We start from the raw sequence: 23,796 nt of genomic DNA, 5'->3' as shown, positions 1-23,796 counted from the left end.
TCAGAACTTTAGTCGGCGACCTTCAGGCTGCCTCCATGGGCCATCAGCCAGCGGCGTTGCTGAGATGAAGGGCGGAATCCCAGCCAGGTGCCGGTGATGCCACTGCTCAGGACGTCAGCGTCCTGCAGCGACCAGAGGGACTGAGGGCGGAGCAGCACCTGCCAGCGCTGACGGCCGATCCGAAGCAGCAGTGGCTCACCGCGATGCGCGAGCAGCTCCACCGACAGTCCTGCACTGATGAGCCGTTGCCCCGGAGCCAGAGCTGGCTGGCCCTGCTGCATGGCCGAAACGTGCCGGGCCAGGCCCTGCCAGCAGCTGACCCCAGCGGAGGGAACCGGATCCAGCAAAAGCAGCCAGTCCAGCCGTTGGTGGCCGTAACCATCCATGAGGCGGCGGGCCATGCGGCAGCTGGACTTGTCTGCATGGCTGACCACCAGCGCAGCTCGTCCGCGGTGGCGGGCCAGCAGCCAGTGCCGGCCATGGCGATGGACAGAGACCAGCCCATCCGCCAGCTGCATGCCGGCGTGCAAACCAACAACGACGGGCAACAGCAGCACTGCAGCCAGTCGGACCCGGTTCGGGGCCGGCATCAACCAGGGCAGCAAGGCAGCGGCCAGCAGCAGCACCGGCCAGAGCTGCGGCCGGCCGGTGAGCAGCTGAGCGGCGGGCCAGCTGCTGATCCAGCTCACCAGCACGATCAGCACTCCGGCGAGCTGCTGGACCGGCCAGCACAGCAGCTGCAGAAAGCCAGTTGGAAGCACCAGCACTCCCAGGGCCAGGGCGATGGCGGAGAGCGTCAGCGGAGCCAGCAATGGTGCCGCCAGCAGATTGGCCGGCAGGGCATACAGCGGGGTCGAGCCGAAATGCAGCAACTGCAGCGGCAGCGTCCAGGCCATCGCCGCCAGAGGAACGGACAGTGCCGGCGCCAGCCAGCGGCATCGCCGTGGCAGCCGCCGCACCAGAGCCTGTTCCAGTCGAGGCGCCGTGAGCATCAGACCGGCCGTGGCCGCTGCACTGAGCTGAAAGCCGATCGAGCGGGCCCAGGCCGGATGCAACAGCAGCATCCCGTTGAGCGTGAGCAACAGCACCCCGAAGCCCCGGCTGCGTTCCCCGGATTCCCGGATCAGCAGAGCGATCCCTCCCATCAGCACCGCCCGGACCACCGAAGGTTGAGGCCCGGCCAGCATCAGGAAGCCCGCCAGCGCCAGGGCCGCTACAGCGAGTCGACCCGATCGCGGCAACAACCGACCGAGCGACAGTGCTGCCCCGAGCAGAACGGACAGGTGAAATCCAGAAGCGGCCAGGGCATGAGACAGGCCAGCCACCCGAAAGGACTGACGCAGGGATTCCGGCAGCTGCACCTGAGCACCCCCGAGCACCAGCGCCGCCAGCAGTCCGCCCCGTTCGGGGCCGGCCAGCTGCTGCATCCCCCGCGCGATCGAGCGACGGGCATCCGCCAGTGGCGTCCACGGACGCTCGAGAACCTCCAGCTGAGACACCCTGAGCTGACTCCAGCTGCCACGGGATGCCAGCCGCTCCGCTGCTCCCGGGAGGAAGGGATGAGCCCCCGGAGCAGGTGGCGTCAAGTCTCCGACGGCACGCACGCGCCAACCCTGCTGGAGAGAAAGCCCGCACTGCCGCCACTGCAGCTCGGTGCGACCATGCCGGCGCTGGCCATCGAGCCGCTGCACCTGAAGCAGCACGGAGCAGCCTGGATCGAACTGCCGCGCATCCGCCAGCACCCGCCCGACGAGGACCCGGGGTTCACGCGAGCCGCTGCGGATCACCGCGGAGGGATCGTGTCCACCGGGCTGCGGAGCTCCCCAGATCAGACCGCGCAGCAGAAGCAGCAGAAACAGCATCAGAGCGATGCTGCAGACAGGCCATGAACGGGTCAGGAGAATTCGCCAGGCTGCAGGAAGAGTTCCCCCCTAAAGGCCGCTGATGCCCGAGACCACTCCAGGACCTCCGATCTCCCTGGCGCAGACCTGGGCGGACCAGACGGATCTGGAGGAGCTGTTTCAACGTCGGAGGCCGGCTCATCCCGATCGCGTTTATCCACCGAACGACAACTACGGCTTCGGGCCCTGCCTCAGGCGTTTTGCCGGTATCGCGCCGGAGGAATCCATTCACGCCATCGTTCCCCACGGACACAACTACCCCCTGATCGATGGCCAGCGTCAGGCTCCGGAGCAGGAACGGATCGATGCGATTCCGACTGTTCTGGCCAGTTCGGATGCCTGCCTCGAGGCCTTCCGCAACACGGGAGGGAAGCGGGTGATTCCGATCGGGCTGGCCAGCCTGTACGCCATCCACTGCCTCGAGCCAGCGGCTCAGCCGCCTGCAGGATCGCTGTTCTTCCGCTGCCACTCCACAGGGGTCACCCAACTGAAGCTGGATGACGATCAGCTGATCCGAAACCTCCGTGGGCTACCCGATCGCTTTCATCCGATCCACATCTGCGCCTACTGGAGAGACTGGGATCTGGGCGAATACGAACCTTTTCTTGCCGAGGGATTCCAGGTGGTGGGGGCCGGCTCCCACTGCGATCCTCTGTTCATCTGGCGGCATCTGCACCTGCTCCGATCGCACCGTTATGTGCTCAGCACAGGGGTGAGCAGCCATGTTTTCCATGCCTGCCTGCTGGGAATACCAACCCTGATCCTGCCGATGCCGGTGCAGCGGGTGATCCGTCATCAGAGCTTTGCCTGGAAGGTCCAGACGTATCAGGAAATGCATGGGTTGCGGTCGCACTTCCAGGTGGAACGGAGCGAACCCAGCCGCGATCAACGAGCCCTGTCGGAATTGTTTCTGGGCAGCTCTCATCAGAGGAGCCCCTCGGAGCTGAAGCAAATTCTCAACTCGCTCCGGCCACAGGCACCGTCTCGGACGCTTTGACCTCGCTCAGCAGAGGGAACCCGAGAGCTTCCCGTTCCGCCAACCAGGCTTCCGCCACCTTGCGTGCCAGGTTGCGGATCCGACCGATGGTGGCCGTGCGTTCGGTCACCGAGATCACGCCGCGGGCCTCGAGCAGGTTGAAGGTGTGGCTGCACTTGAGCACGAAGTCCAGTGCCGGTGCGGGCAGCTGCTGCTCGATCAGATCAGAGGCTTCGGCCTCATAGATGGCGAAGAGCTGCTTGAGCCGTTCAGGGTCAGACCCCTCGAAATTGAATTGGCACTGACCTTTCTCGAAGGGCAGCCAGATGTCGCCATAGCTGCGCGAGGCATTCCAGCTCAGATCCCAGATGCTTTCCACGTCCTGCAGGTACATCGCCAGCCGCTCGAGGCCGTAGGTGATTTCGATCGACACCGGTTTGCAGTCGATGCCGCCGCATTGCTGGAAATAGGTGAACTGGGTGACCTCCATGCCATCCAGCCACACCTCCCACCCCACACCCCAGGCCCCGAGGGTGGGGGATTCCCAGTTGTCCTCGACGAAACGAATGTCGTGATCGGCCGCCTGAATGCCAAGGGCCTCCAGGGAGGCGAGGTAGGTCTCCTGAATGCCATCGGGAGATGGCTTGATCAGCACCTGGTATTGGAAGTAGTGCTGGGCGCGGTTGGGGTTATCGCCGTAGCGGCCGTCGGTGGGACGTCGGCAGGGCTCCGGGTAGGCCACGGCCCAGGGTTCAGGACCGATGGCCCTCAGCACCGTGTGCGGACTCATGGTGCCCGCCCCCTTTTCCGTGTCATAGGGCTGCAGCAACAGGCAGCCCTGGTCTGCCCAGAAGCGGTTGAGGGTGCTGATGATGTCCTGGAAGTGCACTGTCAACCGCGCGCCTGCCTGAGGATTCTGCCGAAAGGTTGATCTGCCGCTCGCCGCCCGACGCCGGATTCAGAGCAGCAGAGCCGAGGGATCGGGTGCGAGCGGGTCTGCCTGCAACCCTTGCGGGTCCAGCAGCAAGGCGTTGCTCAAATCAGCTGGCGCCTGAAGTGAAACCTGCACGAGCGAGGTCAACGACTCGAGGCCGACAATGGCTCGAAGGATGCCCACCGCATCACCGACATCAATGGAGCCACTGCCATCGATGTCCATCAACGTGACGGGATCAACCCCCGGGAATTCGGAGAGATCAGTCTCCAGACCAACGATGTTCCTCAAGACTGAGATCGCGTCGCTGACATCATGACTGCCGTTGTTGTTGACATCGCCTGTCAGCACATCAACCGTTGAGAGGGCAACATCAGCCGTTGAATCACTGTCGTCCTCTGCCTCGCTGGAGGCCGAGACATCCTGACTGGCGAAGGCGAACCCCAGAGGTGCGTCGGCATCGTCAGTTTCGGCATCTGATGCAGACTCCAGGATCTCATCGGAGCCCCGAAACAAACGAAAGCTGCTGATCATCGAAGGATGACTCGAGCAGTAATAGTCAACGGTCTCAACAACATCGAGATCGATGTCTTCCGAAAAACTGAGCTGAAAAGACTCTGTTCCCTTGATACCGCGTTCGGCGCTGCCATCACCCTGAAGGATCAGGGCCGATGAACTGGTTTGATTGTGACCCTGATCACTGACATAGAAGGGATGAGACGACACATCATCCAGACGTCTGAACAGATACGTTGAATCAACATCCAATGCAGGATCCACCAGAGGTTCGTTGCCCTCGGCATCGGTGTAGAAGGTGTAATAGGGCTCAGCGAATGATCCGGCACTGACGAACAGCTCGACAGGCGGTTCACTCTGTGGCGTTGCCACCGAAACCGGCGGCACCGTGTTCACCTCCAGGCTGATCGACGTCCGCTCCGCATTGATGTTCCCGGCCGCATCACGGAAGGCGCCACGCACCACCGTGATCACACCCTCATCGGTGCTGTTCTCCGCCGGCGTGAAGCTGGCGCTGTAGTCCGTTCCGCTGCCGCTGAAACCGCTCAGCTCGCCGCCGCTCACCGCCACGTCCTCCGCCGTGAAATCGCTCGATGCCTCCGACAACGTGAACCGGATCGTCGCCGTTTCGCCCGCCGTCAGCTCCTCATCGTCCGCGCTGATCTCCAGGGCAGGCGCTGTGGTGTCCGGAGGCACCGTGTTCACCTCCAGGCTGATCGACGTCCGCTCCGCATTGATGTTCCCGGCCGCATCACGGAAGGCGCCACGCACCACCGTGATCACACCCTCATCGGTGCTGTTCTCCGCCGGCGTGAAGCTGGCGCTGTAGTCCGTTCCGCTGCCGCTGAAACCGCTCAGCTCGCCGCCGCTCACCGCCACGTCCTCCGCCGTGAAATCGCTCGATGCCTCCGACAACGTGAACCGGATCGTCGCCGTTTCGCCCGCCGTCAGCTCCTCATCGTCCGCGCTGATCTCCAGGGCAGGCGCTGTGGTGTCCGGAGGCACCGTGTTCACCTCCAGGCTGATCGACGTCCGCTCCGCATTGATGTTCCCGGCCGCATCACGAAAGGCGCCACGCACCACCGTGATCACACCCTCATCGGTGCTGTTCTCCGCCGGCGTGAAGCTGGCGCTGTAGTCCGTTCCGCTGCCGCTGAAACCGCTCAGCTCGCCGCCGCTCACCTCCACGTCCTCCGCCGTGAAATCGCTCGATGCCTCCGACAACGTGAACCGGATCGTCGCCGTTTCGCCCGCCGTCAGCTCCTCATCGTCCGCGCTGATCTCGAGCACAGGGGAGACCTGATCACGGGTGTCAACACCCATGGAGAGGGATGCACTGCTGTCGTTGGTTGTGCCAGCGGAATTGGAGAAACTCCCTGCCGCAACAGTCACCGTGCCGTTGTCGGTGCTCTCCACATCCGGGGTGAACACAACCGTGTACTCAGTGGCACTGATGGCCTCGAAATCCGAAACAACACCCCCGGAAACGGTCAGGTCATCAGCAGTGAAATCCGTGGAGCCTTCCGAGAGAGTGAACGTGATCCGGGCTGTCTCGCCCGACGTCAGACTGGTGTCATCGGTTGAAATCGAGATCGTTGGGGCAACGATCTCGGCCTCTTCGTCATTGGCATCCTGACGACCCAGAGGCTCACCCACCAACTGGAAGGAGCCGATCATCGAGGAATGTGCCGTACAGAAATAATCAATGCTGTCGATCAACGACAGATCAATATCAGCAGCGAAACTGAGCGTGAACGACTGGTCACGACCGATTCCCCCGGAGGCTGATCCATCCCCATCCAGAACCAGCGCTGTCGAACTCTCCTGCCGGTAGCCGCTGTCACCGATGTAGAAGGGGTGGGTGGAATTAGCTCCGATGAACTCGTAGGTTTTACTGACATCGAGCTCGTTCGTTCCGAACGAGACCGATCGACTTGAATCGGTGAAGAAGGAGAAGTATGGAGCCCGGAATGATCCTGAGTTGACGTAGATCTTGATGGTGTCGTCATCAGCCTCATCAGACGACTCAGCGTCCTCCGATGCAGTTGTTTCCGATTCGGAATCCGAGGTCTGACTCGAACCGTACGAGCTAGATGAGTAGTAGTAATACGCACGACCAGAAAGATCATCCGAGGTGGCGGATGTCAAGCTCGACCGATCAAGATCGGCACCCCGGGTCTCATCGACCAAGGCAGTCATGGTGAAGTATTAAGAAAGGTAACTTATAGCGATTTCAAGACGAATGCGTGGGGAGACGGCCATCGCTGCGTCGACTCGATCGCGTGTTCAACCCTTCCAGCTCAGTCCTTCAACGCCAAGCAGCGATGCAGGTGGGCAATGGCGTGATGCCGATGGGGGTTGGCGCCGGCAGGCCCCATCATCCCCAGCCAGAAGCTGCCATCCCCCTGGAACACCAGCACAGGCTTCGCCGCCCCCTTTCCGTGGGATTCGAGCAGCGACATGCAGAGCTTTTCAGCCACTTCCGGTCCCTTGGGGCGCTGACGCAGCCGACGCAACAGGGGATCCACCTGCGAAAACGACACGAAGGTGGCCCGCTGTGAATCGGTGATCAGGATCAAGCCATCCAGCCACTGCACCTCCTGGAGCAGCTCCTCAATCGTGGGAAGCAGGGTGGGGAGAGGAAACGCCAAGGGGCCCAATCCTTAATCTTCTCTTCACGTCCTACGACGCGAGGTCATTCCGTCGCAAGCGACACACCCAAACGTTCACACCCTCAGGCCTTCAGCAGCAGTGCTCCCATCTGCTGGGCCACCAGGGGGCGATGAACCGCCTCCTGAAAGCCGGCCGCCAGGGCAAGGCTCTCCTGGGACGGTCCATCCGGAAAGGTCTTCAGACTGGCCTCCAGATAGGCGTAATGCTGTTCCAGGCCGACCGCTGCCGCTGCCGGGACCACCAGACGACGCAGGTAGAAGCGCTGAAACCGCCCGGCCACTCCTGTGGAATCCACGCGGTTGAAATCGAGAATCCCGGCGCGGCCCCCAGGCTTCAGCAGCCGTCGGATCTCCACCAGCCCGCGCGCCGGATCAGCGAGATTTCGCAAGCCGTAGGCCATCACAACGCCATCAAACGACGCCTCGGGGAGCCCGGTATCCAGAGCATCCCCCTGCAGCAGGTCAAGGCTCAACCAGGGCTGACGGCGGGCACGGCCAGCCGCCAGCGCCAGCGGTGCTGCTGAAGCATCCAGAGCGGTCACCCGGCCACCCGGCCGGACACAACGGGCCAGCTCCAGAGCCAGATCGCCTGTTCCGCTGCACAGATCGAGCCAGATCTCACCGGAAGCAGGCCGAAGCCAGTGCAGCAACTGACGTTTCCAGAGGCGATGAAGCCCGAAGCTCAGCAGGTCATTGAGCTGGTCGTAACGCGGCGCTACCTCATCGAAAAGCTGCTCCACCGCAGCGGGATCCCCCGGTTTCAAAGCGGCATGCCTGTAAGGGTCATCACCAGAACCGTGGCGAGACCCACAGCCGCTGAACACACCATGCAGCCAGCCAGCATCAGGGAGAACTCCTGCTGATCCGCAGCCGACTGCATCAGCTTCAACGCCCAGGTCACCAGAGCGATGATCACGCTCACCGTCAGAACACCGACAGGTCCGGACCAGGTGGAGTTCAGCAGTGGGTGCGCTACGGGCATCACCGAAGCGAGATGACACCTGAAAGCTAGGGCCTGATCCCCAGTCCTCGGGCCAACAGATCCCGTTTGATCTGCTCCACGGTCAGGACTCCGTCATGCAGCAGCGAGGCCAGCAAGGCTGCAGAAGCCTGACCGCCGGAAGGCCCGTGATCGAGGGCCTGGGCGATGTGATCGATACAGCCGGCGCCTCCAGAGGCGATCACCGGCACTGGCACGGCCTGGGCCACGGCACGGGTCAGTGGCAGGTCGTAGCCCGCCTGGGTGCCATCCCCATCCATTGAGGTGAGCAGGATCTCGCCCGCACCGAGCTCAGCCACCTGCTGGGCCCACGCCACCGCATCCAGGCCCGTGTTTTCACGGCCGCCCTTCACATAGACGTCCCAGCCACCCGCATCCCGTCGCCGGGCATCGATGGCCACCACGATGCACTGACAGCCGAAGCGCTCCGCACCCTCACGCACCAGCTCCGGGCGGCGAACGGCCGAGGAGTTGAGGCTCACCTTGTCTGCCCCGGCCCGCAGCAGCTCGGTGATGCCCTCCACCGTGGAGATACCGCCGCCCACCGTGAACGGAATGGTCACGGCCTCAGCCGTGCGGCGCACCAGATCCACCAGCGTGGCGCGACCTTCATGGCTGGCGGCGATGTCGAGAAACACCAGTTCATCAGCCCCGGCACCGCTGTAGCGGCAGGCGAGCTCCACAGGATCTCCGGCGTCCCTCAGGCCGACGAAATTCACCCCTTTCACCACACGACCGCGGGCGACATCCAGACAGGGAATCAGACGCAGAGCGACCATCGATCCGGCGCAAAAGCGACTGTTAGTGTTGCGCCACTTCCATAGCCTTGCAGGCCATGTCCCAGGCTGCTGCGATCACCATCGGATCGAACATTCGTGTCACCCGCGTGCGCGATCGCATCCCTCAGTCCCTGGTGACTCTGCTCAAGACCAACCCCAGCGGCACCGTGAAGGACTTCCGCACCGTGGATGGAAAGGGCATCGGCGTGGTGGTTGAGCTGAGCGACGGCACCACCTGCTGGTTCTTCGAAGACGAAATCGCCCCCGCCTGAGGCCACGCCCTGTGAGCGACGCCCGCCAGCTGCTCGGAATGAAAGGTGCCTCCGGCACCACCAACATCTGGAAGCTGCGACTGCAGCTGATGAAGCCGGTCACCTGGATCCCGCTGATCTGGGGTGTTGTCTGCGGTGCCGCGGCCAGTGGCAATTTCCAGTGGAAACCCGACCACGTGCTGGCGTCCTTCGCCTGCATGCTGATGAGTGGTCCGCTGCTGGCGGGCTACACGCAGACGATCAACGACTACTACGACCGCGAGATCGACGCGATCAACGAGCCTTATCGACCGATTCCCTCCGGCGCCATCTCCCTCGGACAGGTGAAGGTTCAGATCTGGGTGCTGCTGCTCGCCGGTCTGGCTGTGTCATGGGGACTCGATCTTTGGGCCGGTCACACCACCCCGGTGCTGCTGCTGCTCGCCCTCGGCGGTTCTCTGGTGAGCTTCATCTACTCAGCACCGCCGTTGAAGCTCAAGCAGAACGGCTGGCTGGGGAACTATGCCCTCGGTGCCAGCTACATCGCCCTGCCCTGGTGGGCCGGCCAGGCCCTGTTCGGGACCCTCACCTGGAGCACGGCGCTGCTGACCCTGGCCTACAGCCTCGCCGGACTCGGCATCGCTGTGGTGAACGACTTCAAAAGCGTGGAAGGCGACCGTGAGCTCGGGCTTCAATCGCTTCCCGTCGTGTTCGGGATTGAACGGGCGAGCTGGATCAGCGCCGGCATGATCGATCTGTTTCAGCTGGCGATGGTTGCCGTGCTGATCGCCATCGGCCAGCATTTCGCTGCGGTTCTTCTCGTGCTCCTGATCGTGCCCCAGATCACCTTCCAGGACATCTGGCTGCTGCGCGATCCCGTGGCGTTCGATGTGAAGTACCAGGCCAGCGCGCAACCCTTTCTCGTTCTCGGCATGTTGGTGACCGCTCTGGCCATCGGCCACAGTCCCCTCACCCAGGTGATGTGAATCGCTCCCATCTGCGTTGGGTCCTGATCGGCGCCACTGCAGCAGCGATCGGCGCAGGCGCGGCACTCGGCACGCGTGTCCTGACCAATCTGGCGGACGCCACCCTGCCCGACGCCCGAGGCATCTCCAACTTCAACCGTCCCGGCACGATCACATTGCTGGCCAGCGACGGCCAGGTGATCCAGAAGCTTGGACCGGCGACCCGGGAGAAACTGAAAGCCGGTGAAATGCCGCTGTTGGTGCAGCGTGCCTTCATCGCCGCGGAAGACCGGCGGTTCTTCCAGCACGACGGCGTTGACGGCTGGGGCGTTGCCCGGGCCCTGATCACCAACATCCGCGAGGGTTCAGTGCGTGAAGGGGCCAGCACCATCACGCAGCAACTGGCGAGAACCGTGTTTCTCAGTCAGGACCGCACCATCACGCGAAAGCTGAAGGAAGCAGCCCTGGCTTTGAAGCTTGAGCGTCAGTTGAGCAAGCAACAGATTCTCGAGCAATACCTCAACTACGTGTATCTGGGTTCGGGCGCTTACGGCATCGCTGATGCGGCCTGGATCTATTTCTCCAAGACACCCAACGAGCTCACCCTGGATCAGGCTGCCCTGATCGCCGGCCTGCCGCCTGCACCGTCGGTGTATTCACCGCTGGTGAATCCAGAGCTGGCCAGGCAGCGACGCGCCGTGGTGCTGGAGCGCATGCAGCAGTCAGGTTTCATCAGCGCAGCCGAAGCCAACACCGCCAAACAGGTTCCGCTGAATCTGAAACCGTCGACGCCCAAATATTTCCTGAGCCTGGCGCCGTACTTCACCAACTGGGTCGCTCAGGAACTCCCGAAGCTGTTGAGCACCGAACAACTGGAAGTCGGCGGGCTGAAGATCCGCACCAGTCTCAATCTCGCCTGGCAGCGGGAGGCACGCGAGGTGATCAAAACAAACACCTATGCGGATCTCGAAGGCTCCATCGTGTCGATCGAACCGGGAACCGGTCTGGTGCGGGTGATGATCGGTGGAACGGACTTTTACAAAAGTCAGTTCAATCGAAGCACCCAAGCGCTGCGTTCTCCGGGCTCAACGTTCAAGCTGTTTCCCTACGCCGCTGCTGTGGATCGGGGCGTGAAGCCAGAGGACACGTTCATCGACAAGCAACGGTGCTGGAAGGGCTACTGCCCCAAGAACTTCGGAGGAAAGTATTTCGGTTCCATCTCACTGGCTGATGCCCTGAAGAACTCCCTGAACACCGTTGCTGTTCAGCTGCAGGACAAGGTGGGATTTGACGCCATCATCGAAACCGCCAATGGCTTCGACATTGGAACCAAACGTCCGCTTGGCAAGTTCTATCCAATGGCCATCGGTGCTTACGAGCAGACGGTGCTGGAGATGACAGCCGCCTATGCCGCTGTGACAAACCGCGGCGTCTACGTCAAACCGACTCCCTTCCAGGAAATCCTGGGGCCGGAAGGAGAGGTGATCTGGAGCCGGAGAGTGGATGGTGATCGAGGGCGTCGCGCCCTCGACAGCGATGTGGCCGATGCCATGAACTGGATGCTGCAACGGGTGGTTGATGGTGGTACGGGGATCGCAGCCAAACTTGCGGATCGCCCGGTCGCCGGCAAAACAGGGACGTCGGAAGGTGCGCGTGATCTCTGGTTCATCGGCTCGATTCCGCAGCTGACCACGGGTATCTGGTTCGGGTACGACAACAATCGCGAGACGAAGAGCAATTCCGGTCAGGCCGCCTGGGCCTGGAACCAGTACATGACCAAGATCAAAGGGGGGCTGCCGGTGGAGACCTTCCCACCCAAGCCTGTGCTGAACCGGGAGTTCAAGCCTCCCGGGAAGGAGAAACCCAAGAAAAAGGCCCGATCAGCTCCCTATCAGGGCTACGACTACCGCCCGGATCCCTACAACGGAGATCAACCCTGGGACGATCGGCCTTACTACCCACCCCAGCGGTTCGAGCCTGAGCCCTACCGCCCGGAGCGGGGTCAGGACGTTCCGCGTCCCAACAACGACCCGGCACCAGCGGAATGGGCCGCACCACAACCCATCGATGAGCCGCCACCAACCCCGGCACCGGCCCCGGAACCTGAGGTCGAGGAGGGTCCGCGCAACTGGCTCAAACCTCAGATCCAGAACCGCTGATCAGGACTGCCTCTGCAGGATCGCGGCATAGAAGCCGTCCCCTCCCTGCGGATCATCGGGCCAGCGCTGCTGCTCCTGAACCAGAGTCATCTGCGGATGCCGCTCCAGAAACGCCGCGATCTGATCGCCGTTCTCGGCCGGATGGATCGTGCAGGTGGCGTAGACGAGCCGCCCATGGGGCGCCAGCAACGGCAACAGACCATCGAGCAAGGCCTGCTGAAGCGGCAACAGCTCCTGAATGGACGCTGGGCTGACGCGCCAGCGGGCATCGGGATGGCGCGCCAGGGTTCCCAGGCCGGAGCAAGGGGCATCGATCAGGATGCGCTGGAAATATCCGCTCCAGTGCGGGCGCTCGCGCAACAGATCGGTGGCGTCCGCGGCAAGAGCCTGCAGACAATCCACCCCCAGCCGCGAGGCATTGGCCGCCACCCGCTTCAGGCGTCCCGGCGAACGGTCCACGGCCCAGATTTCGGCATCACCCCCCAGCAGTTCCGCCAGATGGGTGGCCTTGCCGCCCGGCGCTGCGCAGGCATCGAGGATGCGCTCACCGGGCTGTGCGGCCAACAGCGGGGACACCCACTGAGCCGCCCTGTCCTGCACACACCAATGGCCGTCGTCGTATCCGGGCCAACGGCGCAGATCACCACTGGAGCCGAGCAGGGTGAGTCCATCGGGACAACCGGGGATCGGTGCCGTGGCATGGCCGGCCTCCGCGAGCGCTTCCGCCACGCCCGCCGGCGTCGCCCGCAGACGATTGACCCGCAGATCCAGGGGCGGCACCTGATTGCAGGCGGCGGCCACCGCCGTTGCCCCCTCCTGATCGCGCCACTGCAGCAAGAGCTCTGCCAACCAGTCGGGCAGTGAATGCTCGAAGGCCAACTGCACCGCCGCATCCCCGGAGCAGGACGGGCTCTCGCCCTGATCGCGCGCCCGCAGGGCGGCCCGCAGCATGCCGTTCACCACCGGCGCCAGCCGTGCCAACCCATGGGTTTTCGCCAGCTCGACGCAGGTGTTCACGGCCGCGGAGTCGGGAACCCGTTCCATCCAGAACAGCTGATACAGCCCCACGTGCAGCAGCCAGCGCAGCTTGGGGGGCTGCTTCTGCGCCGGCACCCGTCCGACCCGATCGAGCCAGCCGTCCAGCCGACGCCGTTGACGGATGGCGCCATAGGCCAGCTCGGTGGCCAGGCCGCGGTCAGGCCCCTGCAGAGGCCGATCCCGCAGCGCCCGCTCCAGGGCGACATCGGCATAGGCTCCCGCCGCCACCGCCTGCAGCACCTCCCAGGCCAGGCGTCGCGACGGAAGACCGGTGGTTGTGGACTGGCTCAAACACCGCTCTCGTCATTCACCAGACATAGCGCCCGGTCGCCAGAGGAACTGACGCAGCGGCAGACGCCCCTCCGCATCCACAGGAATGCCCTCGGCGATCAGCAGCTCCCGCTGGATCCAGTCGCTGCCCTCGCGACTGAGGCTCATGGCGATGCGCCCCTGAGCATTCACCACCCGATGCCAGGGCACCTGCGACGGCAACTTCAGACGCCGCAGGGCCCAGCCCACCTGTCGGGCACAGCCGTAAGCACCGATCAGATCAGCGATCTGGCCATAGGTCGCCAGCTGTCCGCAGGGAATGCGGCTGACCTGCTCCCACACCCTTCGATCGAACCCAGCTCTGGCTTGGGCCCTGGAGTCCGGGACAGCGCACATCGGAGCAGGGAAAACAGCTTGAGAAGTGATCGATATCACAGTACGGCTGGTAAAAATTCGGTTAAGAAGCCTCCAGGGGTTGAGGGATCTTGGCTCCTGAGCGCGACCGTCTCACACCAGCGGTCGCGGTCTTTCCTCTTGAACCGGACAGAGGCGCTACCGAGGTTCGTGGGAGCACATCGGATCTTGCCGCAGCAGCCGCTGAGGAGTAGGAGATACCAATGGCCAACGACAAAGACTGGGGCGAAAAGGATGACGACTGGGCCTGGTGGGCCTGGGACAAGGACGCTGATTGGGGCGAGAAAGACAAAGAAGCTGATTGGGGAGAGAAAGACAAAGACGATGGTGCTGACGGCAACAAGGCCGACCAGAAGGTTGTCGAGCAGGACGAGCAACTGACACGGGAAACGCTCATCCATGCCGGAGCGCAGCGCGAATACCTGCTCTACATACCGACGAGTTATCAACGTGACACCAGAGCGCCTCTGGTGTTCAACTTCCACGGTTTCGGAGGCAGTGCTGAGGGGCAACTTCTGACCTCCGACTGGCGCCGGATCGCAGAGAAAGACGGGGTCATCGTTGTTTATCCGCAGGGCTCAGAGCTGGAGAGCGGCAGCCCCCATTGGAATCCTCATCCGGCATCGGCAGACAACAAAAGCAGCAGCGATGACCTTGGCTTCATCAGCAGCTTGATCGACGACTTATCCGAGCGGTATGCCGTGGACAACGATCGTGTTTACGCCACTGGCTATTCCAATGGAGCCGGGATGGCCTACGGCCTGGCCCACCACCTGGACGAACGATTTGCTGCCATTGCTCCGGTTTCCGGCCTGATGTCGGAGGACCTGGCACGGTCAGATTCGGATGGACATCCCGTGGCCCTGATTCATTTCAACGGCACGGAAGACGCCGAGCGAAGCATGGACGGCGTCGATGGCCATCTCGCATCAGTGGACGACATGCTGGCCTACTGGTCTGACGTGAATGAGGCTGATCTTGCTGAAACGGTGAACCTCGAGCAGAGATCCGGTCTGACCATCGAACGATCGGATTATGCGTTGGAAACGGGCGAAACACCGGTTCAGAGTTATGTGATCCACGGTGGTGGTCACGACTGGTTTGACCTTTCGGTGGATGGAAAGAACCTGGATCAGCTCATCTGGTCTTTCCTGTCGGACGTCTCACGCGATGGGGAACGGTTGATCCATCGTTCAACCCCTGGCTGGACGTCACCGCAGGACATGCCGAGCTGGATGAAGGACAACCGTCGACCGGACGGGATGTACACCCAGGCCCTGGAATCCTTCATCCATCCCGTGACCCGGGACACGTGGATGGCTCCCATGGGCGGATTCGCCATCGACTGGAGCACCATCCCCCAGCCGTTTTCGATTGATGGCTCCTCGCCTCTCTACGGCACCAAGAAACTGGCTGATGCGGCCGGTGATGGCAGCAGTGAGGCGCTGCGATTTGATGGTCTCGGAGTCTTCCACACGCCCAACGGCAGCAGGCCAACTGACCCCTCCGATCTCGATGGCGATGATCGGGTGCATCCCTTCCGGGATGGCCTGCTGATTGCGGCCTCGTCCATGGCCGTTGAAATGGCTGCCGGCCTGATCGAAAAGCCTGCACGATTCAATCCGCGCTTGATCGATGCCGTGATCAATCCCGCCGGACGACGCACGCGCTCCTCCGACATTCGCGAGCAGATCAAGCGCAGGATCGGGGACGCGGCACTGGACAGCAACAGCAACGGCATGCTCGACATCCAGGACGCCAAAACCGTGTTGCGCGATTCCCTCGGGACCTTCCCCGGGCAGACGCTGCCAAGCGATCGGATGGCGGCGTCGCTCTCGCAGCCCTCCAGCATCGTGAACCTCAGCAGCGCCGCTCAACAGGACGCGATCGACGCGGCCGGCTGGTTCTGAGGCCTGAGGCGGAACCAGGGCATCCCATACCCTCGAGTTCAAGGAGTTGCGATCGCCCATGCCCCTGCTGCCGCGACGATTCGAGCGGCTGAAAACCGTTCTGAACCAGCGCATGGCGGACCTGACGGTGCTGCTCGAGCATGTGGAGAAACCCCACAACCTCTCCGCCATCCTGCGCAGCTGCGATGCGGTGGGGGCTCTTGAGGCCCATGCGGTGAGCCTGCAGGGACGACCCCGCACGTTCAACAGCACCGCTCAGGGCAGCCAGAAATGGGTCGCCCTGCATGATCACCCCGACATCGGCACGGCGATCCGCCAGCTGAAGGACCGCGGGTTCCGTCTGTACGGAACCCACCTCGGGGTCGATGCCCGCGACTACCGCGACTGCGACTTCACCGGCCCCACCGCCTTCGTGCTGGGGGCTGAGAAGTGGGGACTGACGGATGCCGCCCGCGACGGCATGGATGAAGCCCTGTTCATTCCGATGCGAGGCATGGTGCAGTCCCTGAACGTCTCGGTGGCCACAGCGACCCTGCTGTTCGAGGCCCTGCGCCAGCGCCAGGCGGCCGGTCTGGCCCCGACCCAGGGAGAAGGACTGACACCGGAGCACTACCGGCAACTGCTGTTCGAGTGGTCCTATCCGCAGGTGGCGGCCTGGTGCCAACGGGAAGGTCGCCCCTACCCAGCCCTCAGTGAGGAGGGGGAACTGCTGGAGGAGTTGCCCCGCAACGTGAAGCTGCGCTGCTGAACAGCGGCGAAGTGTTGTATCCCAGCGAACGCTGGGCCATAACAACGTCAGCGACGCGGACGCCATGGACGACCCGACTCTGCACCAGTACGCGGTGACCTATCACTGCGGCGAGGAATGGGGTGAGGAGATTCTCCAGTCCGTCGATCTCGGCCATGCCGTCGAGGCGGCCCATGCGATCTTCCCGAGCTCCTGCCGGATCTCCATCCGGGAGGTGAAGAACAGCCCCGGCCGCTGACGGCTGCGGCAACCGGCTGCACTCAGTACCGATCGCCCCCCCCGAGGTCATCCTCGTGGGGCGAGATCAGGCTGCGCCGGCGATCGCCTGGAACCAGCAGCAACGCCAGGATCAGCCCGAGAGCCTCCAGCAGGTAGTTGCGGCTCACCAGCACCACCACGATCCCGAAGACGACGGCCAGCAGCTTCTCCAGCAGGCCGATCACATCATCGGGATTGCGGCGGCCCGACAACCACAGCAGGCAGGCCACGCCGATCAGGCTGAAGCTGGTCCACCAGGGCACGGGCGTTGTCGTCGTCAGTGGATTCAGTCTGACGCCGGCCGGCCGTCACCGCCGCTGACCCAGGCTTCGATCCCCTCACCGAGGAAGGAGAGGCCGAGCACCAGGATGAACATCGCCAGGCCGGGATAGAGCGCCGTCCACCAGACGCCGGTGGGCACGGCCGCCAGGGCGAGGTTCAGATCGCCGCCCCACTCGGGCACGGTCTCCGGCAGTCCGAGGCCGAGAAATCCCAGACCCCCCAGCACCAGCACGGCATCGGCGGCGTTGAGGGTGAGCAGCACCGGCACCGAGGTGATCACATTGCGGAACAGATAACGGCGCAGGATCCACAGAGGACCGGCCCCCAGCGACTTCGCCGCCTCGATGAACAGCTCGCTCTTCACCTGCGCCGTCTGGTTGCGCACCACCCGGAAGTACTGCGGCACGTACACAACGCAGAGGGCGGCGGCGGCATTGGGGATGCCCTTGCCCAGCAGGAACGCGAGCACCACCGAGAGCAGGAGCACCGGCAGGGTGTAGAGGGTGTCCATCAGCAGCACCAGCACCCGGTCGACGGCACCCCCGAGGTATCCGCTCACCATGCCCAGCGGCACACCCACCAGCAGGGCCACACCGACCGCCAGCAGCACCACCTGCAGAGCGACGCCACTGCCGGCCATGGTGCGCACGCAGACATCCCGGCCGAGGCGATCGGTGCCGCACCAGTGGCTCCAGGTGGGAGGGTCGTAGATCGGGTTGCTGAGACCGGTGTTCACATCCGGCAGCACCCCGAGCGACACCAGCAACGGCGTCAGCAGCGCCACCAGGGCGTAGATGGCCACGATCACCAGGCCCCAGCGGGCCATGCGTGTGGAAAGACTGATGCTCAAGGGGGCGAACCCGCCGCGGCTCGCTGCATTGTCTCCCGAATGCCAGGAGAATGCCGCCATGGCCCTCTCCCCTTCTTGGCGCACCAAGCTGCTCGGCAGTCTTCAGGGTCAACTTCAGCTGGCCACCTATCTCGCGGTGTTTCTCGGCTTCACCGGGGCGTCGTCGGTGGGGCTGTGGATCGGCCAGCGCAATCTGATCCAGAACAACGCCAAGGAACTGCGCCGCAGCGCCGAGGCCATCCAGGCCTGCATGCGCAAAGGAGGCGCCGACGACCGCGACTTCGTGCAGCAGGAACTGCTGCTGCACTCGAGCATGCGCACCAGCCTCTGGGTGGAGAACTCCGACGCGTCCCTGGTGCTGCCCCAGAGCGACCACCTGGAGATCTCCGATGAGGCCATCCAGTCGTCGATGGCCGCCAACCCGGATCGGGTGGTGGGTCGCCAGGAACTGATCCGCCTCGGCGAACAGCTGTATCTGAGCGAACTGGTGCAGCGCTTCTCCAACGGAGCGCGTTTGTGGATCAGCCAGGAGGTGAGCACGAACCAGCGGGCCCTGAACGACTACCTGGCCCTGATGATCCTGATCTGGAGCGGCTGCCTGGTGATCACCCTGATGGCGGTGAGCAGTCTGGTGCGACGGATCGTGCAGCCCCTGGAACAGCTCAATGCCGCCACCGCTCAGGTGACCGCCGAAACGCTGGCCTCGGCGCGGCTGCCGCTGGAGCGTGGTCCGGTGGAGGTGATGCAGCTGGGCCGCACCTACAACGCCCTGCTGGAGCGGTCTGTCGCAGTCGTGGAGCCAGCAGCGGCAGTTCGTGAGCGCCGTGAGCCATGAACTGCGCACGCCGCTGACGATCGTGCAGGGCTACCTGAACCGCACGGTGAAGCGGGGCGACAACCTCACCGAGGCCCAGGTGCGGGGACTGCGCACCGCCGAGGAGGAAAGCATCCGCATGCGCAGGCTGATGGACGACCTGCTGGACCTCTCCAGGGGTGACTCCGGCAAATTGAGCATCCAGAGCGAACCGGTGCGGCTGGCGGATCAGCTGGAACAGGTGGCCGATCTGGCCCGCAGCACGCTTCAGCGGCCGCTGCATCTGGAGCTGCCAGCGGCTGTGGAGCAGCGGGACGCCATCGCCCAGGCCGATCCGGGTCGGCTGCGTCAGGTGCTGCTGGATCTGATCGAGAACGCCGACAAGTATTCCCCGGCGGATCGACCGATCCGGCTGGTGATGCGCGAGGAGCCGGAAGCCCATGCCATCGATGTGATCGATCAGGGCATCGGCATCCCGGAGGACGAGCTGGACACGGTCTTCGATCGCTTCCACAGGGCCAGCAATGCCCCGGAACGCACCGGATCAGGCTTGGGACTGTCCGTTGTGAAGCTGCTGGTGGAAGGAATGGGCGGCAGCATCAGCGTCTGCAGCCGCCTCGGCGAAGGCAGTCGTTTCACCGTTCAACTGCCGCGATGATCAGCTACTTGGTGTTCTGCTCCCTGTTGATTCCAGTGAATCTCTGGGCGGCGATCACCCCTCACATGCACAGCGATCTCTCGATGCGGATCCTGCACGGCATCTCCACCGTGCTGCTGATTCCGCTGCTGACGACGCTGTGGGGAGACCGGCAGCAACTGGTGAAACTGCCGGCGGTGCTGCTGGCGGTGTTCGCGGTGGTGCTGGTGGTGGTGAACAGCTGGATCACCGCCATGGGCATGGGGGTGGAATTCGGCTGGCTCGATCACGTGCTGCTGGCGGTGTCGGAGCTGAGCGTGGTGGCCTTCTTCCTGCTGGAACCTCAGCCCACCGCGGAAGACCGCACCAGCTGATCGCGACCGCGGCCGCGTTGCTCCAGTTCCAGGTGCAGAAGCGGCAGCTGCGGATCCTGCTCGATCCGAAAGGCCTCAACGCGATCCAGCACCACCCGGTTCAGATAGGCCCCGTGACTGCTCGGTTGTCCCTGCAGATCGAAGGCCGGCCCGCAGCGCATCAGCACGCGGCCGCGCCAGAGGCCGGAGGGGGCCGTTCCAAGGCTGTACACCACCGGATCGGTGCCGTTCTGCGGCGTGATGGCGATCAGAGGTTGCCGTGTGCCGATCGAGCAGGGCCAGGCCGGATCAACAACGGGAGCCACCTGCCAGGAGCCGGCCTGGGCCAGATCCAGCTGCAACAGCGCCAGCGTGCGGCCCTGCAGACGCCGCAGCCGCAGCGTTTCGGCCAGGGCCCCGCTGCGGGCGGCATCACCGATCAGCAGCTGCAACGCCACACCGCACACCAGCACCCCGAGGGCGGCGGCCAGCAGCAGTTCCACCAGGGTGAATCCGGTGGCGGAAGGCTCAGGCCGCATCGGCCGGGCGGCAATGGGTCGCACTCAGACGCTCCTCAAGTGGCGCCTGATAGGTGCCGCTGCGGGTGATGCCGAGCGGCAGCCCGATCACCAGGCAGGGGCGCTGCGGCAGGCGGGGATGGGCCAGCACCACCACGCCGCCATCGAGCAGCAGGCCATTGGCGGTGAAACGCACCAGGGGGCGGCAGGTTGCTGTGCAGGCTGATGGCGGACGCTCCGGTCTCGGCAAGAGGGGTGACCGCTGGGCAGGCCGGAAGCGCGGCATCTGCAGGCGCCTGCCAACCGCGGGCACTGAGCTGGAGCCCGCAGGGCTGCTGCTGCCGCTCCGCCGCCAAACGGCCCCGATCCAAGCCGATCCGCAGCCGCCGCAGGGCCACCTCGAGCTCCAGATGGGCCTGATCGCGGCCGGATCCCGCCACGGCCGTGCCGGCCAGCAGGCCCAGCACCGCAATGGTCACCAGCAGTTCCACCAGCGTGAAGCCTCGATTCATGCCTGCGCCGGCGAACAGAGACCAAGCCCGGCGGCGGTGAGCAACAGACGCCGCTGCAGCGGGGGTTGATCAGCGCCGGCCTCCACAGCCACCCGAAGCCAGAGGCCGCCGGCGAGCGGATCCTGCTGCCAGCTGCGCTGAAGCCCCGGGGTCTGCGGCAGCAGTGGAGCGAGCTGCTGGTCGAGATGGGCCGGTGAGAGGGCACAGCCAGCCGCAGGGCTGCGGCGCAGCAACCGGCGCGCCGCCAGCAGCTGCTGATCGGCCTGCTGCAGGGCCTGCTCCAGAGCGGTCTGGCGCTGCGTGGTGGCCGTGATGCGCGCCCAGCTGTGCAGGGAGGTGTGGGTGCTGATCGCCAGGATCACCGCAGACACAAGCACTTCGCTGAGGGTCATCAGACGGCCTCCTGCAGCTGCGCGCCTGCGGCCGTGATCGCCAACGGGAGCGTTGCGACACCCCGCTGCGGCAGGCGCAGGGTGAGCTGGCCGCGATGGCCCTGGGGCTGCCAGGCCTCCAGGCTCCACTGCAGCCCCTCGGCGCTGCCGGCCTGCAGCAGCCGGGGATCCGCGCCGGGGCAGAGCAACGGCTGATCCCACTGCTGGGAGGGCCACGGCAACAGGCAGGCCTGGGCGGCGCCGCTGCGCTGGGCGAACTGCATGGCAGCCGAGAGGAAGGCATCTGCGCGGGAGACCCGCTCGAGGCGGTGGCGGCTGCGCTGCAGCTGGTGCATCGCCAGGGTCTGCAGCGACAGGCTGGAGAGCAGCAGCAGGGCGGAGCCGCTGAGGGCCAACGGCAGCACAAAGCCACGGCAACAGGGCGGGCGAGCAGTACGGAGAAGCAGTGGGCAGCGCCATGGCAGCGGTGAACGTCAACGGCTTCAGAGCATTCCCCGGTGGCAGCTCTACCCTGCGCGCCATGGCGGCTCCCCTGAACGACCAACCCGATCGGGTGCTGATCGTCGATGACGATCCGGAGCTGCTGAAGCTGCTGATCGACACGCTGCAGCAGGCGGGGCACCAGTGCACACCAGCCGCCGACGGGCAGCAGGCACTGCTGCATCTGCGCCAGCGGGAGTTCGAACTGGTGCTGCTGGACTGGACCCTGCCGGATCTGGAAGGGGTGGAGGTGCTGCGGCGGATGCGCCGCACGGCGCTGAACACACCGGTGCTGATGCTCACCGCCCGCGATTCCCTGGAGGAGCGGATCGCGGCGCTGGATGCCGGCGCTGATGACTACCTGACCAAACCGTTCGAGCTGCAGGAGCTGAACGCCCGGGTGCGCGCCCAGCTGCGCCGGCGCCGCTATGAGGCCGATGCCCGCCGGCCGGCCGATCTGACCCTCGGTGATCTGAGCATCGATCTGTTCAGCCGCAGCGTGCGCCGCGGTGAGCGGGAGGTGAACCTGTCGCAGCGGGAGTTCGAGCTGCTCTGCTTCCTGGTGCAGGAGACGGAGTGCGTGCACAGCCGCCAGGCGATTCTCGAGGGGGTGTGGGGCAGCCCCTTCGTGGGCGATCCCAACACCCTGGATGTGTACATGGGCTACTTGCGCCGCAAGATCGAAGAACCGGGGCAGCCGCAGCTGCTGCACACCGTCCGTGGCGTTGGCTTCATGGCGCGAAACGGCGACGCCAACGTCTGATCATCAGCGAATCCTCATCGACATCCAAGCTGATCCACCAGCCAACGGGGTAGACGATGGCTAAGGGTGAAACAAGACCAACCAGCGCGATGCGCGATCTGATCCCCTCCATGCTTCTGGGTGTGGTGCTGCCGGCCGTGGTGTTGTTCACCGTGGCGGTGCTGCCCCCCTACGACGAGCCCGCGGCGATGGCTGTTCCGGCTGTCGTCTCCAGCCGCTGAAACCGAAGCTGCACATCAGCGCCACCTGCCGGCGCATCAGCAATCACCAGATCGGCTCCCATCAGGCTGATCAACTGCTGCACCAGCGATAGACCCAGGCCACTGCCGCGGGTGCCCGTGGCGGTGCTGCCGCGGGTGAAGCGCTCCAGCACCTTGGCTTTCTCCTGATCAGAGATTCCAGCCCCCTGATCCTGCACATGCAGCACGATCCGCTCAGGCTGCGCGGTGACGAACAACTGAATTGGGCCTGAGGCGTAGGCGATGGCGTTCTCCACCAAGGCCGCCAGACATTGCTGCAGTCGATCGGGGTCGGCATCAATCGGCATCAGCGCCGTTGGTGAAGGAGCCGCCAGCTGTAAACGATCCGGAGCCAACGGCAGCAGACGCTCATAGGCCACTAAAAGCAGATCCTCCGGATCCAGCTTTTGCATCGCCAGGCTGAGACGACCGCTGTCGTTGCGCGCCAGTTCCAGCAACACCCGCAGGAGCTGCCCCATGCGCCGGGCTTCTGCTTCGATCAGGGCGACCGGTGGCTGCAGAGTGGGCGGCAAGGGCTGGTCGCTCAACTGCTGGGCATGGCCGGAGATCACACTGATCGGCGTGCGCAGTTCATGGGCCACCCCATCCACAAAGAAGCGCTCCTGCTGCCAGGCCTTCGCCAGGCGTGATTGCAACGCATTGAAGGCCTCGGCAATCGGTTGCAATTCGCGGGGCTGATGGCTCAAGGCGATCGGGGCCTGATTCAACGAATCCGCCTCCAGCCGGTTGAGTTGTTCGCGCAGTGCAGCAAGAGGAACCATCAAGCCCCGCTGCAACACCAGCCGCAGCAACAGCGCCGTGAACAACATCGATCCACCGGCCGCCGCCACCAACAGCAACTGATCCGTACGATCCTGTCGCCACTGCTCTGTGATGTTCTGGCGCACCTCCACCAGGGGAGAACGACCAGGCCTGTTGAGCCACTGACGACTGACCATCCAAGCGGAACCGTCCGCATCCAACTTCAGCTGAGGAGCTGACTCCGTGCCGCTGTCCAGCAGCGTCAGCTGAAGATCGAGGCCAGAGAGTTCAGGCTCTGTAGAAGAAATCAGACGCTGTTGTTCAATCAACGCATCGGCTTGTTGCTGATGGGCCTGCAGTCGCCGCTCCTGACGCAGGTTGCTGCTCACCACAAACAAGAGGC

Annotated in this window: 28 protein-coding genes; 12 read left to right on the top strand and 16 right to left on the bottom strand. The window is 64.2% G+C overall.

Features of this window, described 5'->3' with window-relative positions; genetic code table 11:
- Positions 1–8: 8 nt before the first annotated feature.
- Positions 9–1,898, bottom strand: coding sequence for a ComEC/Rec2 family competence protein (locus tag ACJ0G7_RS02790; RefSeq protein ID WP_407395191.1), 1,890 nt, complete (start codon positions 1,896–1,898; stop codon positions 9–11).
- A 46-nt stretch (positions 1,899–1,944) separates the two neighbouring features.
- Between ACJ0G7_RS02790 and ACJ0G7_RS02785 the strand changes: the two genes are divergently transcribed.
- Positions 1,945–2,898, top strand: coding sequence for a hypothetical protein (locus ACJ0G7_RS02785; protein WP_407395125.1), 954 nt, complete (start codon positions 1,945–1,947; stop codon positions 2,896–2,898).
- On the opposite strand, the gene glyQ is transcribed toward ACJ0G7_RS02785, so the two are convergent.
- The 6 genes from glyQ to hisF all read right to left on the bottom strand — a co-directional run bounded on the left by glyQ (position 2,858) and on the right by hisF (position 8,778).
- Positions 2,858–3,766 carry a glycine--tRNA ligase subunit alpha gene (glyQ, locus tag ACJ0G7_RS02780; RefSeq protein WP_407395190.1) on the bottom strand — a complete coding sequence of 303 codons (909 nt, stop codon included), beginning with the start codon at positions 3,764–3,766 and terminating at the stop codon, positions 2,858–2,860. The genes ACJ0G7_RS02785 and glyQ overlap by 41 nt on opposite strands.
- A 69-nt stretch (positions 3,767–3,835) precedes the next feature.
- The gene (locus ACJ0G7_RS02775) at positions 3,836–6,475 is read right to left on the bottom strand and encodes an Ig-like domain-containing protein (protein WP_407395124.1); all 2,640 of its coding nucleotides are present in this window, start codon (positions 6,473–6,475) and stop codon (positions 3,836–3,838) included.
- Positions 6,476–6,627: 152 nt separating this feature from the next.
- Positions 6,628–6,978, bottom strand: a complete 351-nt coding sequence (locus ACJ0G7_RS02770; protein WP_043695945.1) for a hypothetical protein — start codon at positions 6,976–6,978, stop codon at positions 6,628–6,630.
- An 83-nt stretch (positions 6,979–7,061) separates the two neighbouring features.
- The gene (gene ubiE / locus ACJ0G7_RS02765) at positions 7,062–7,763 is read right to left on the bottom strand and encodes a bifunctional demethylmenaquinone methyltransferase/2-methoxy-6-polyprenyl-1,4-benzoquinol methylase UbiE (protein ID WP_043695942.1); all 702 of its coding nucleotides are present in this window, start codon (positions 7,761–7,763) and stop codon (positions 7,062–7,064) included.
- On the bottom strand, positions 7,760–7,981 hold the full coding sequence (locus ACJ0G7_RS02760; protein ID WP_043695940.1) for a hypothetical protein: 222 nt from the start codon (positions 7,979–7,981) through the stop codon (positions 7,760–7,762). The genes ubiE and ACJ0G7_RS02760 overlap by 4 nt, the downstream gene beginning before the upstream one ends.
- A 26-nt stretch (positions 7,982–8,007) precedes the next feature.
- Complete coding sequence (hisF, locus tag ACJ0G7_RS02755; RefSeq protein WP_043695937.1) at positions 8,008–8,778, bottom strand: imidazole glycerol phosphate synthase subunit HisF; 771 nt, start codon at positions 8,776–8,778, stop codon at positions 8,008–8,010.
- A gap of 56 nt (positions 8,779–8,834) precedes the next feature.
- Here hisF and ACJ0G7_RS02750 point away from each other — a divergent pair, with 56 nt between their 5' ends.
- From ACJ0G7_RS02750 to ACJ0G7_RS02740, 3 genes are read left to right on the top strand one after another with little or no spacing between them, the layout of a single operon-like run.
- Entirely contained in the window at positions 8,835–9,050 is a 216-nt protein-coding gene (locus tag ACJ0G7_RS02750) for a DUF2862 domain-containing protein (protein ID WP_043697518.1), read from the top strand.
- Between the two features lie 11 nt (positions 9,051–9,061).
- The gene (chlG, locus tag ACJ0G7_RS02745) at positions 9,062–10,015 is read left to right on the top strand and encodes a chlorophyll synthase ChlG (protein ID WP_043695934.1); all 954 of its coding nucleotides are present in this window, start codon (positions 9,062–9,064) and stop codon (positions 10,013–10,015) included.
- The gene (locus tag ACJ0G7_RS02740) at positions 10,012–12,153 is read left to right on the top strand and encodes a transglycosylase domain-containing protein (protein ID WP_407395123.1); all 2,142 of its coding nucleotides are present in this window, start codon (positions 10,012–10,014) and stop codon (positions 12,151–12,153) included. Before chlG ends, ACJ0G7_RS02740 begins: the two co-directional genes overlap by 4 nt.
- On the opposite strand, the gene ACJ0G7_RS02735 is transcribed toward ACJ0G7_RS02740, so the two are convergent.
- Together ACJ0G7_RS02735 and ACJ0G7_RS02730 are read right to left on the bottom strand one after the other, a co-directional pair.
- Positions 12,154–13,482, bottom strand: a complete 1,329-nt coding sequence (locus ACJ0G7_RS02735) for a 16S rRNA (cytosine(967)-C(5))-methyltransferase (protein ID WP_407395122.1) — start codon at positions 13,480–13,482, stop codon at positions 12,154–12,156.
- Positions 13,483–13,494: 12 nt separating this feature from the next.
- The gene (locus ACJ0G7_RS02730) at positions 13,495–13,857 is read right to left on the bottom strand and encodes an MGMT family protein (RefSeq protein ID WP_407395121.1); all 363 of its coding nucleotides are present in this window, start codon (positions 13,855–13,857) and stop codon (positions 13,495–13,497) included.
- A 221-nt stretch (positions 13,858–14,078) separates the two neighbouring features.
- On the opposite strand from ACJ0G7_RS02730, the gene ACJ0G7_RS02725 reads away from it, so the two are divergent.
- The 3 genes from ACJ0G7_RS02725 to ACJ0G7_RS02715 all read left to right on the top strand — a co-directional run bounded on the left by ACJ0G7_RS02725 (position 14,079) and on the right by ACJ0G7_RS02715 (position 16,771).
- Entirely contained in the window at positions 14,079–15,785 is a 1,707-nt protein-coding gene (locus ACJ0G7_RS02725; RefSeq protein ID WP_407395120.1) for an alpha/beta hydrolase family esterase, read from the top strand.
- Between the two features lie 58 nt (positions 15,786–15,843).
- Positions 15,844–16,533 (top strand): tRNA (guanosine(18)-2'-O)-methyltransferase TrmH, encoded by a 690-nt coding sequence (trmH, locus tag ACJ0G7_RS02720; RefSeq protein ID WP_407395119.1) that lies wholly within the window; start codon positions 15,844–15,846, stop codon positions 16,531–16,533.
- 64 nt (positions 16,534–16,597) lie between these two features.
- Complete coding sequence (locus ACJ0G7_RS02715; protein WP_173402154.1) at positions 16,598–16,771, top strand: hypothetical protein; 174 nt, start codon at positions 16,598–16,600, stop codon at positions 16,769–16,771.
- Between the two features lie 22 nt (positions 16,772–16,793).
- On the opposite strand, the gene ACJ0G7_RS02710 is transcribed toward ACJ0G7_RS02715, so the two are convergent.
- Positions 16,794–17,054: a hypothetical protein gene (locus ACJ0G7_RS02710; RefSeq protein ID WP_052378258.1), complete on the bottom strand. Its 261-nt coding sequence runs from the start codon at positions 17,052–17,054 to the stop codon at positions 16,794–16,796.
- Between the two features lie 23 nt (positions 17,055–17,077).
- Complete coding sequence (locus tag ACJ0G7_RS02705) at positions 17,078–17,899, bottom strand: ABC transporter permease (RefSeq protein WP_043695917.1); 822 nt, start codon at positions 17,897–17,899, stop codon at positions 17,078–17,080.
- Between ACJ0G7_RS02705 and ACJ0G7_RS02700 the strand changes: the two genes are divergently transcribed.
- The 3 genes from ACJ0G7_RS02700 to ACJ0G7_RS02690 are packed head-to-tail and all read left to right on the top strand — an operon-like array spanning position 17,868 to position 19,748.
- Positions 17,868–18,758 (top strand): hypothetical protein, encoded by an 891-nt coding sequence (locus ACJ0G7_RS02700; RefSeq protein ID WP_407395118.1) that lies wholly within the window; start codon positions 17,868–17,870, stop codon positions 18,756–18,758. The genes ACJ0G7_RS02705 and ACJ0G7_RS02700 overlap by 32 nt on opposite strands.
- Positions 18,739–19,395: a sensor histidine kinase gene (locus ACJ0G7_RS02695; protein ID WP_407395117.1), complete on the top strand. Its 657-nt coding sequence runs from the start codon at positions 18,739–18,741 to the stop codon at positions 19,393–19,395. Before ACJ0G7_RS02700 ends, ACJ0G7_RS02695 begins: the two co-directional genes overlap by 20 nt.
- A complete protein-coding gene (locus tag ACJ0G7_RS02690) occupies positions 19,392–19,748 on the top strand; it encodes a hypothetical protein (protein ID WP_407395116.1) in 357 nt (118 codons plus the stop codon). Before ACJ0G7_RS02695 ends, ACJ0G7_RS02690 begins: the two co-directional genes overlap by 4 nt.
- On the opposite strand, the gene ACJ0G7_RS02685 is transcribed toward ACJ0G7_RS02690, so the two are convergent.
- From ACJ0G7_RS02685 to ACJ0G7_RS02670, 4 genes are read right to left on the bottom strand one after another with little or no spacing between them, the layout of a single operon-like run.
- Positions 19,718–20,266: a prepilin-type cleavage/methylation domain-containing protein gene (locus tag ACJ0G7_RS02685; protein ID WP_407395115.1), complete on the bottom strand. Its 549-nt coding sequence runs from the start codon at positions 20,264–20,266 to the stop codon at positions 19,718–19,720. The two genes, ACJ0G7_RS02690 and ACJ0G7_RS02685, sit on opposite strands and share 31 nt — an antisense overlap.
- A 35-nt stretch (positions 20,267–20,301) precedes the next feature.
- On the bottom strand, positions 20,302–20,757 hold the full coding sequence (locus ACJ0G7_RS02680; protein WP_407395114.1) for a Tfp pilus assembly protein FimT/FimU: 456 nt from the start codon (positions 20,755–20,757) through the stop codon (positions 20,302–20,304).
- Positions 20,754–21,149 (bottom strand): hypothetical protein, encoded by a 396-nt coding sequence (locus ACJ0G7_RS02675; RefSeq protein WP_407395113.1) that lies wholly within the window; start codon positions 21,147–21,149, stop codon positions 20,754–20,756. Before ACJ0G7_RS02675 ends, ACJ0G7_RS02680 begins: the two co-directional genes overlap by 4 nt.
- On the bottom strand, positions 21,149–21,544 hold the full coding sequence (locus ACJ0G7_RS02670) for a hypothetical protein (protein WP_407395112.1): 396 nt from the start codon (positions 21,542–21,544) through the stop codon (positions 21,149–21,151). The genes ACJ0G7_RS02675 and ACJ0G7_RS02670 overlap by 1 nt, the downstream gene beginning before the upstream one ends.
- A 125-nt stretch (positions 21,545–21,669) precedes the next feature.
- Between ACJ0G7_RS02670 and ACJ0G7_RS02665 the strand changes: the two genes are divergently transcribed.
- The gene (locus ACJ0G7_RS02665) at positions 21,670–22,392 is read left to right on the top strand and encodes a response regulator transcription factor (protein WP_407395111.1); all 723 of its coding nucleotides are present in this window, start codon (positions 21,670–21,672) and stop codon (positions 22,390–22,392) included.
- Between the two features lie 89 nt (positions 22,393–22,481).
- A complete protein-coding gene (locus ACJ0G7_RS02660; RefSeq protein ID WP_256381020.1) occupies positions 22,482–22,613 on the top strand; it encodes a hypothetical protein in 132 nt (43 codons plus the stop codon).
- Here ACJ0G7_RS02660 and ACJ0G7_RS02655 read toward each other — a convergent pair.
- Positions 22,562–23,796: sensor histidine kinase (locus ACJ0G7_RS02655; protein ID WP_407395110.1), on the bottom strand; the 1,235-nt coding region annotated here is incomplete at its 5' end. The genes ACJ0G7_RS02660 and ACJ0G7_RS02655 overlap by 52 nt on opposite strands.

Origin of the sequence: Parasynechococcus sp. (assembly GCF_045559935.1) — a bacterium.
GTDB lineage: Bacteria > Cyanobacteriota > Cyanobacteriia > PCC-6307 > Cyanobiaceae > Parasynechococcus.
Note: the sequence above shows the minus strand (reverse complement) of the source record. Positions and strands in the feature narration are given on the sequence as shown.

Coding starts and splice junctions, on each gene's coding strand:
- ACJ0G7_RS02760 (WP_043695940.1), bottom strand. CDS start 7,981: ATGCCCGTAGCGCACCCACTGCTGAACTCCACCTGGTCCGGACCTGTC.
- ACJ0G7_RS02750 (WP_043697518.1), top strand. CDS start 8,835: ATGTCCCAGGCTGCTGCGATCACCATCGGATCGAACATTCGTGTCACC.
- ACJ0G7_RS02685 (WP_407395115.1), bottom strand. CDS start 20,266: ATGCGGCCTGAGCCTTCCGCCACCGGATTCACCCTGGTGGAACTGCTG.
- trmH (WP_407395119.1), top strand. CDS start 15,844: ATGCCCCTGCTGCCGCGACGATTCGAGCGGCTGAAAACCGTTCTGAAC.
- ACJ0G7_RS02715 (WP_173402154.1), top strand. CDS start 16,598: ATGGACGACCCGACTCTGCACCAGTACGCGGTGACCTATCACTGCGGC.
- ACJ0G7_RS02785 (WP_407395125.1), top strand. CDS start 1,945: ATGCCCGAGACCACTCCAGGACCTCCGATCTCCCTGGCGCAGACCTGG.
- ACJ0G7_RS02680 (WP_407395114.1), bottom strand. CDS start 20,757: ATGAATCGAGGCTTCACGCTGGTGGAACTGCTGGTGACCATTGCGGTG.
- hisF (WP_043695937.1), bottom strand. CDS start 8,778: ATGGTCGCTCTGCGTCTGATTCCCTGTCTGGATGTCGCCCGCGGTCGT.
- ACJ0G7_RS02725 (WP_407395120.1), top strand. CDS start 14,079: ATGGCCAACGACAAAGACTGGGGCGAAAAGGATGACGACTGGGCCTGG.
- ACJ0G7_RS02705 (WP_043695917.1), bottom strand. CDS start 17,899: ATGGCCCGCTGGGGCCTGGTGATCGTGGCCATCTACGCCCTGGTGGCG.
- ACJ0G7_RS02665 (WP_407395111.1), top strand. CDS start 21,670: ATGGCGGCTCCCCTGAACGACCAACCCGATCGGGTGCTGATCGTCGAT.
- ACJ0G7_RS02660 (WP_256381020.1), top strand. CDS start 22,482: ATGCGCGATCTGATCCCCTCCATGCTTCTGGGTGTGGTGCTGCCGGCC.
- ACJ0G7_RS02690 (WP_407395116.1), top strand. CDS start 19,392: ATGATCAGCTACTTGGTGTTCTGCTCCCTGTTGATTCCAGTGAATCTC.
- ACJ0G7_RS02730 (WP_407395121.1), bottom strand. CDS start 13,857: ATGTGCGCTGTCCCGGACTCCAGGGCCCAAGCCAGAGCTGGGTTCGAT.
- ACJ0G7_RS02700 (WP_407395118.1), top strand. CDS start 17,868: ATGGCCACGATCACCAGGCCCCAGCGGGCCATGCGTGTGGAAAGACTG.
- ACJ0G7_RS02675 (WP_407395113.1), bottom strand. CDS start 21,149: ATGACCCTCAGCGAAGTGCTTGTGTCTGCGGTGATCCTGGCGATCAGC.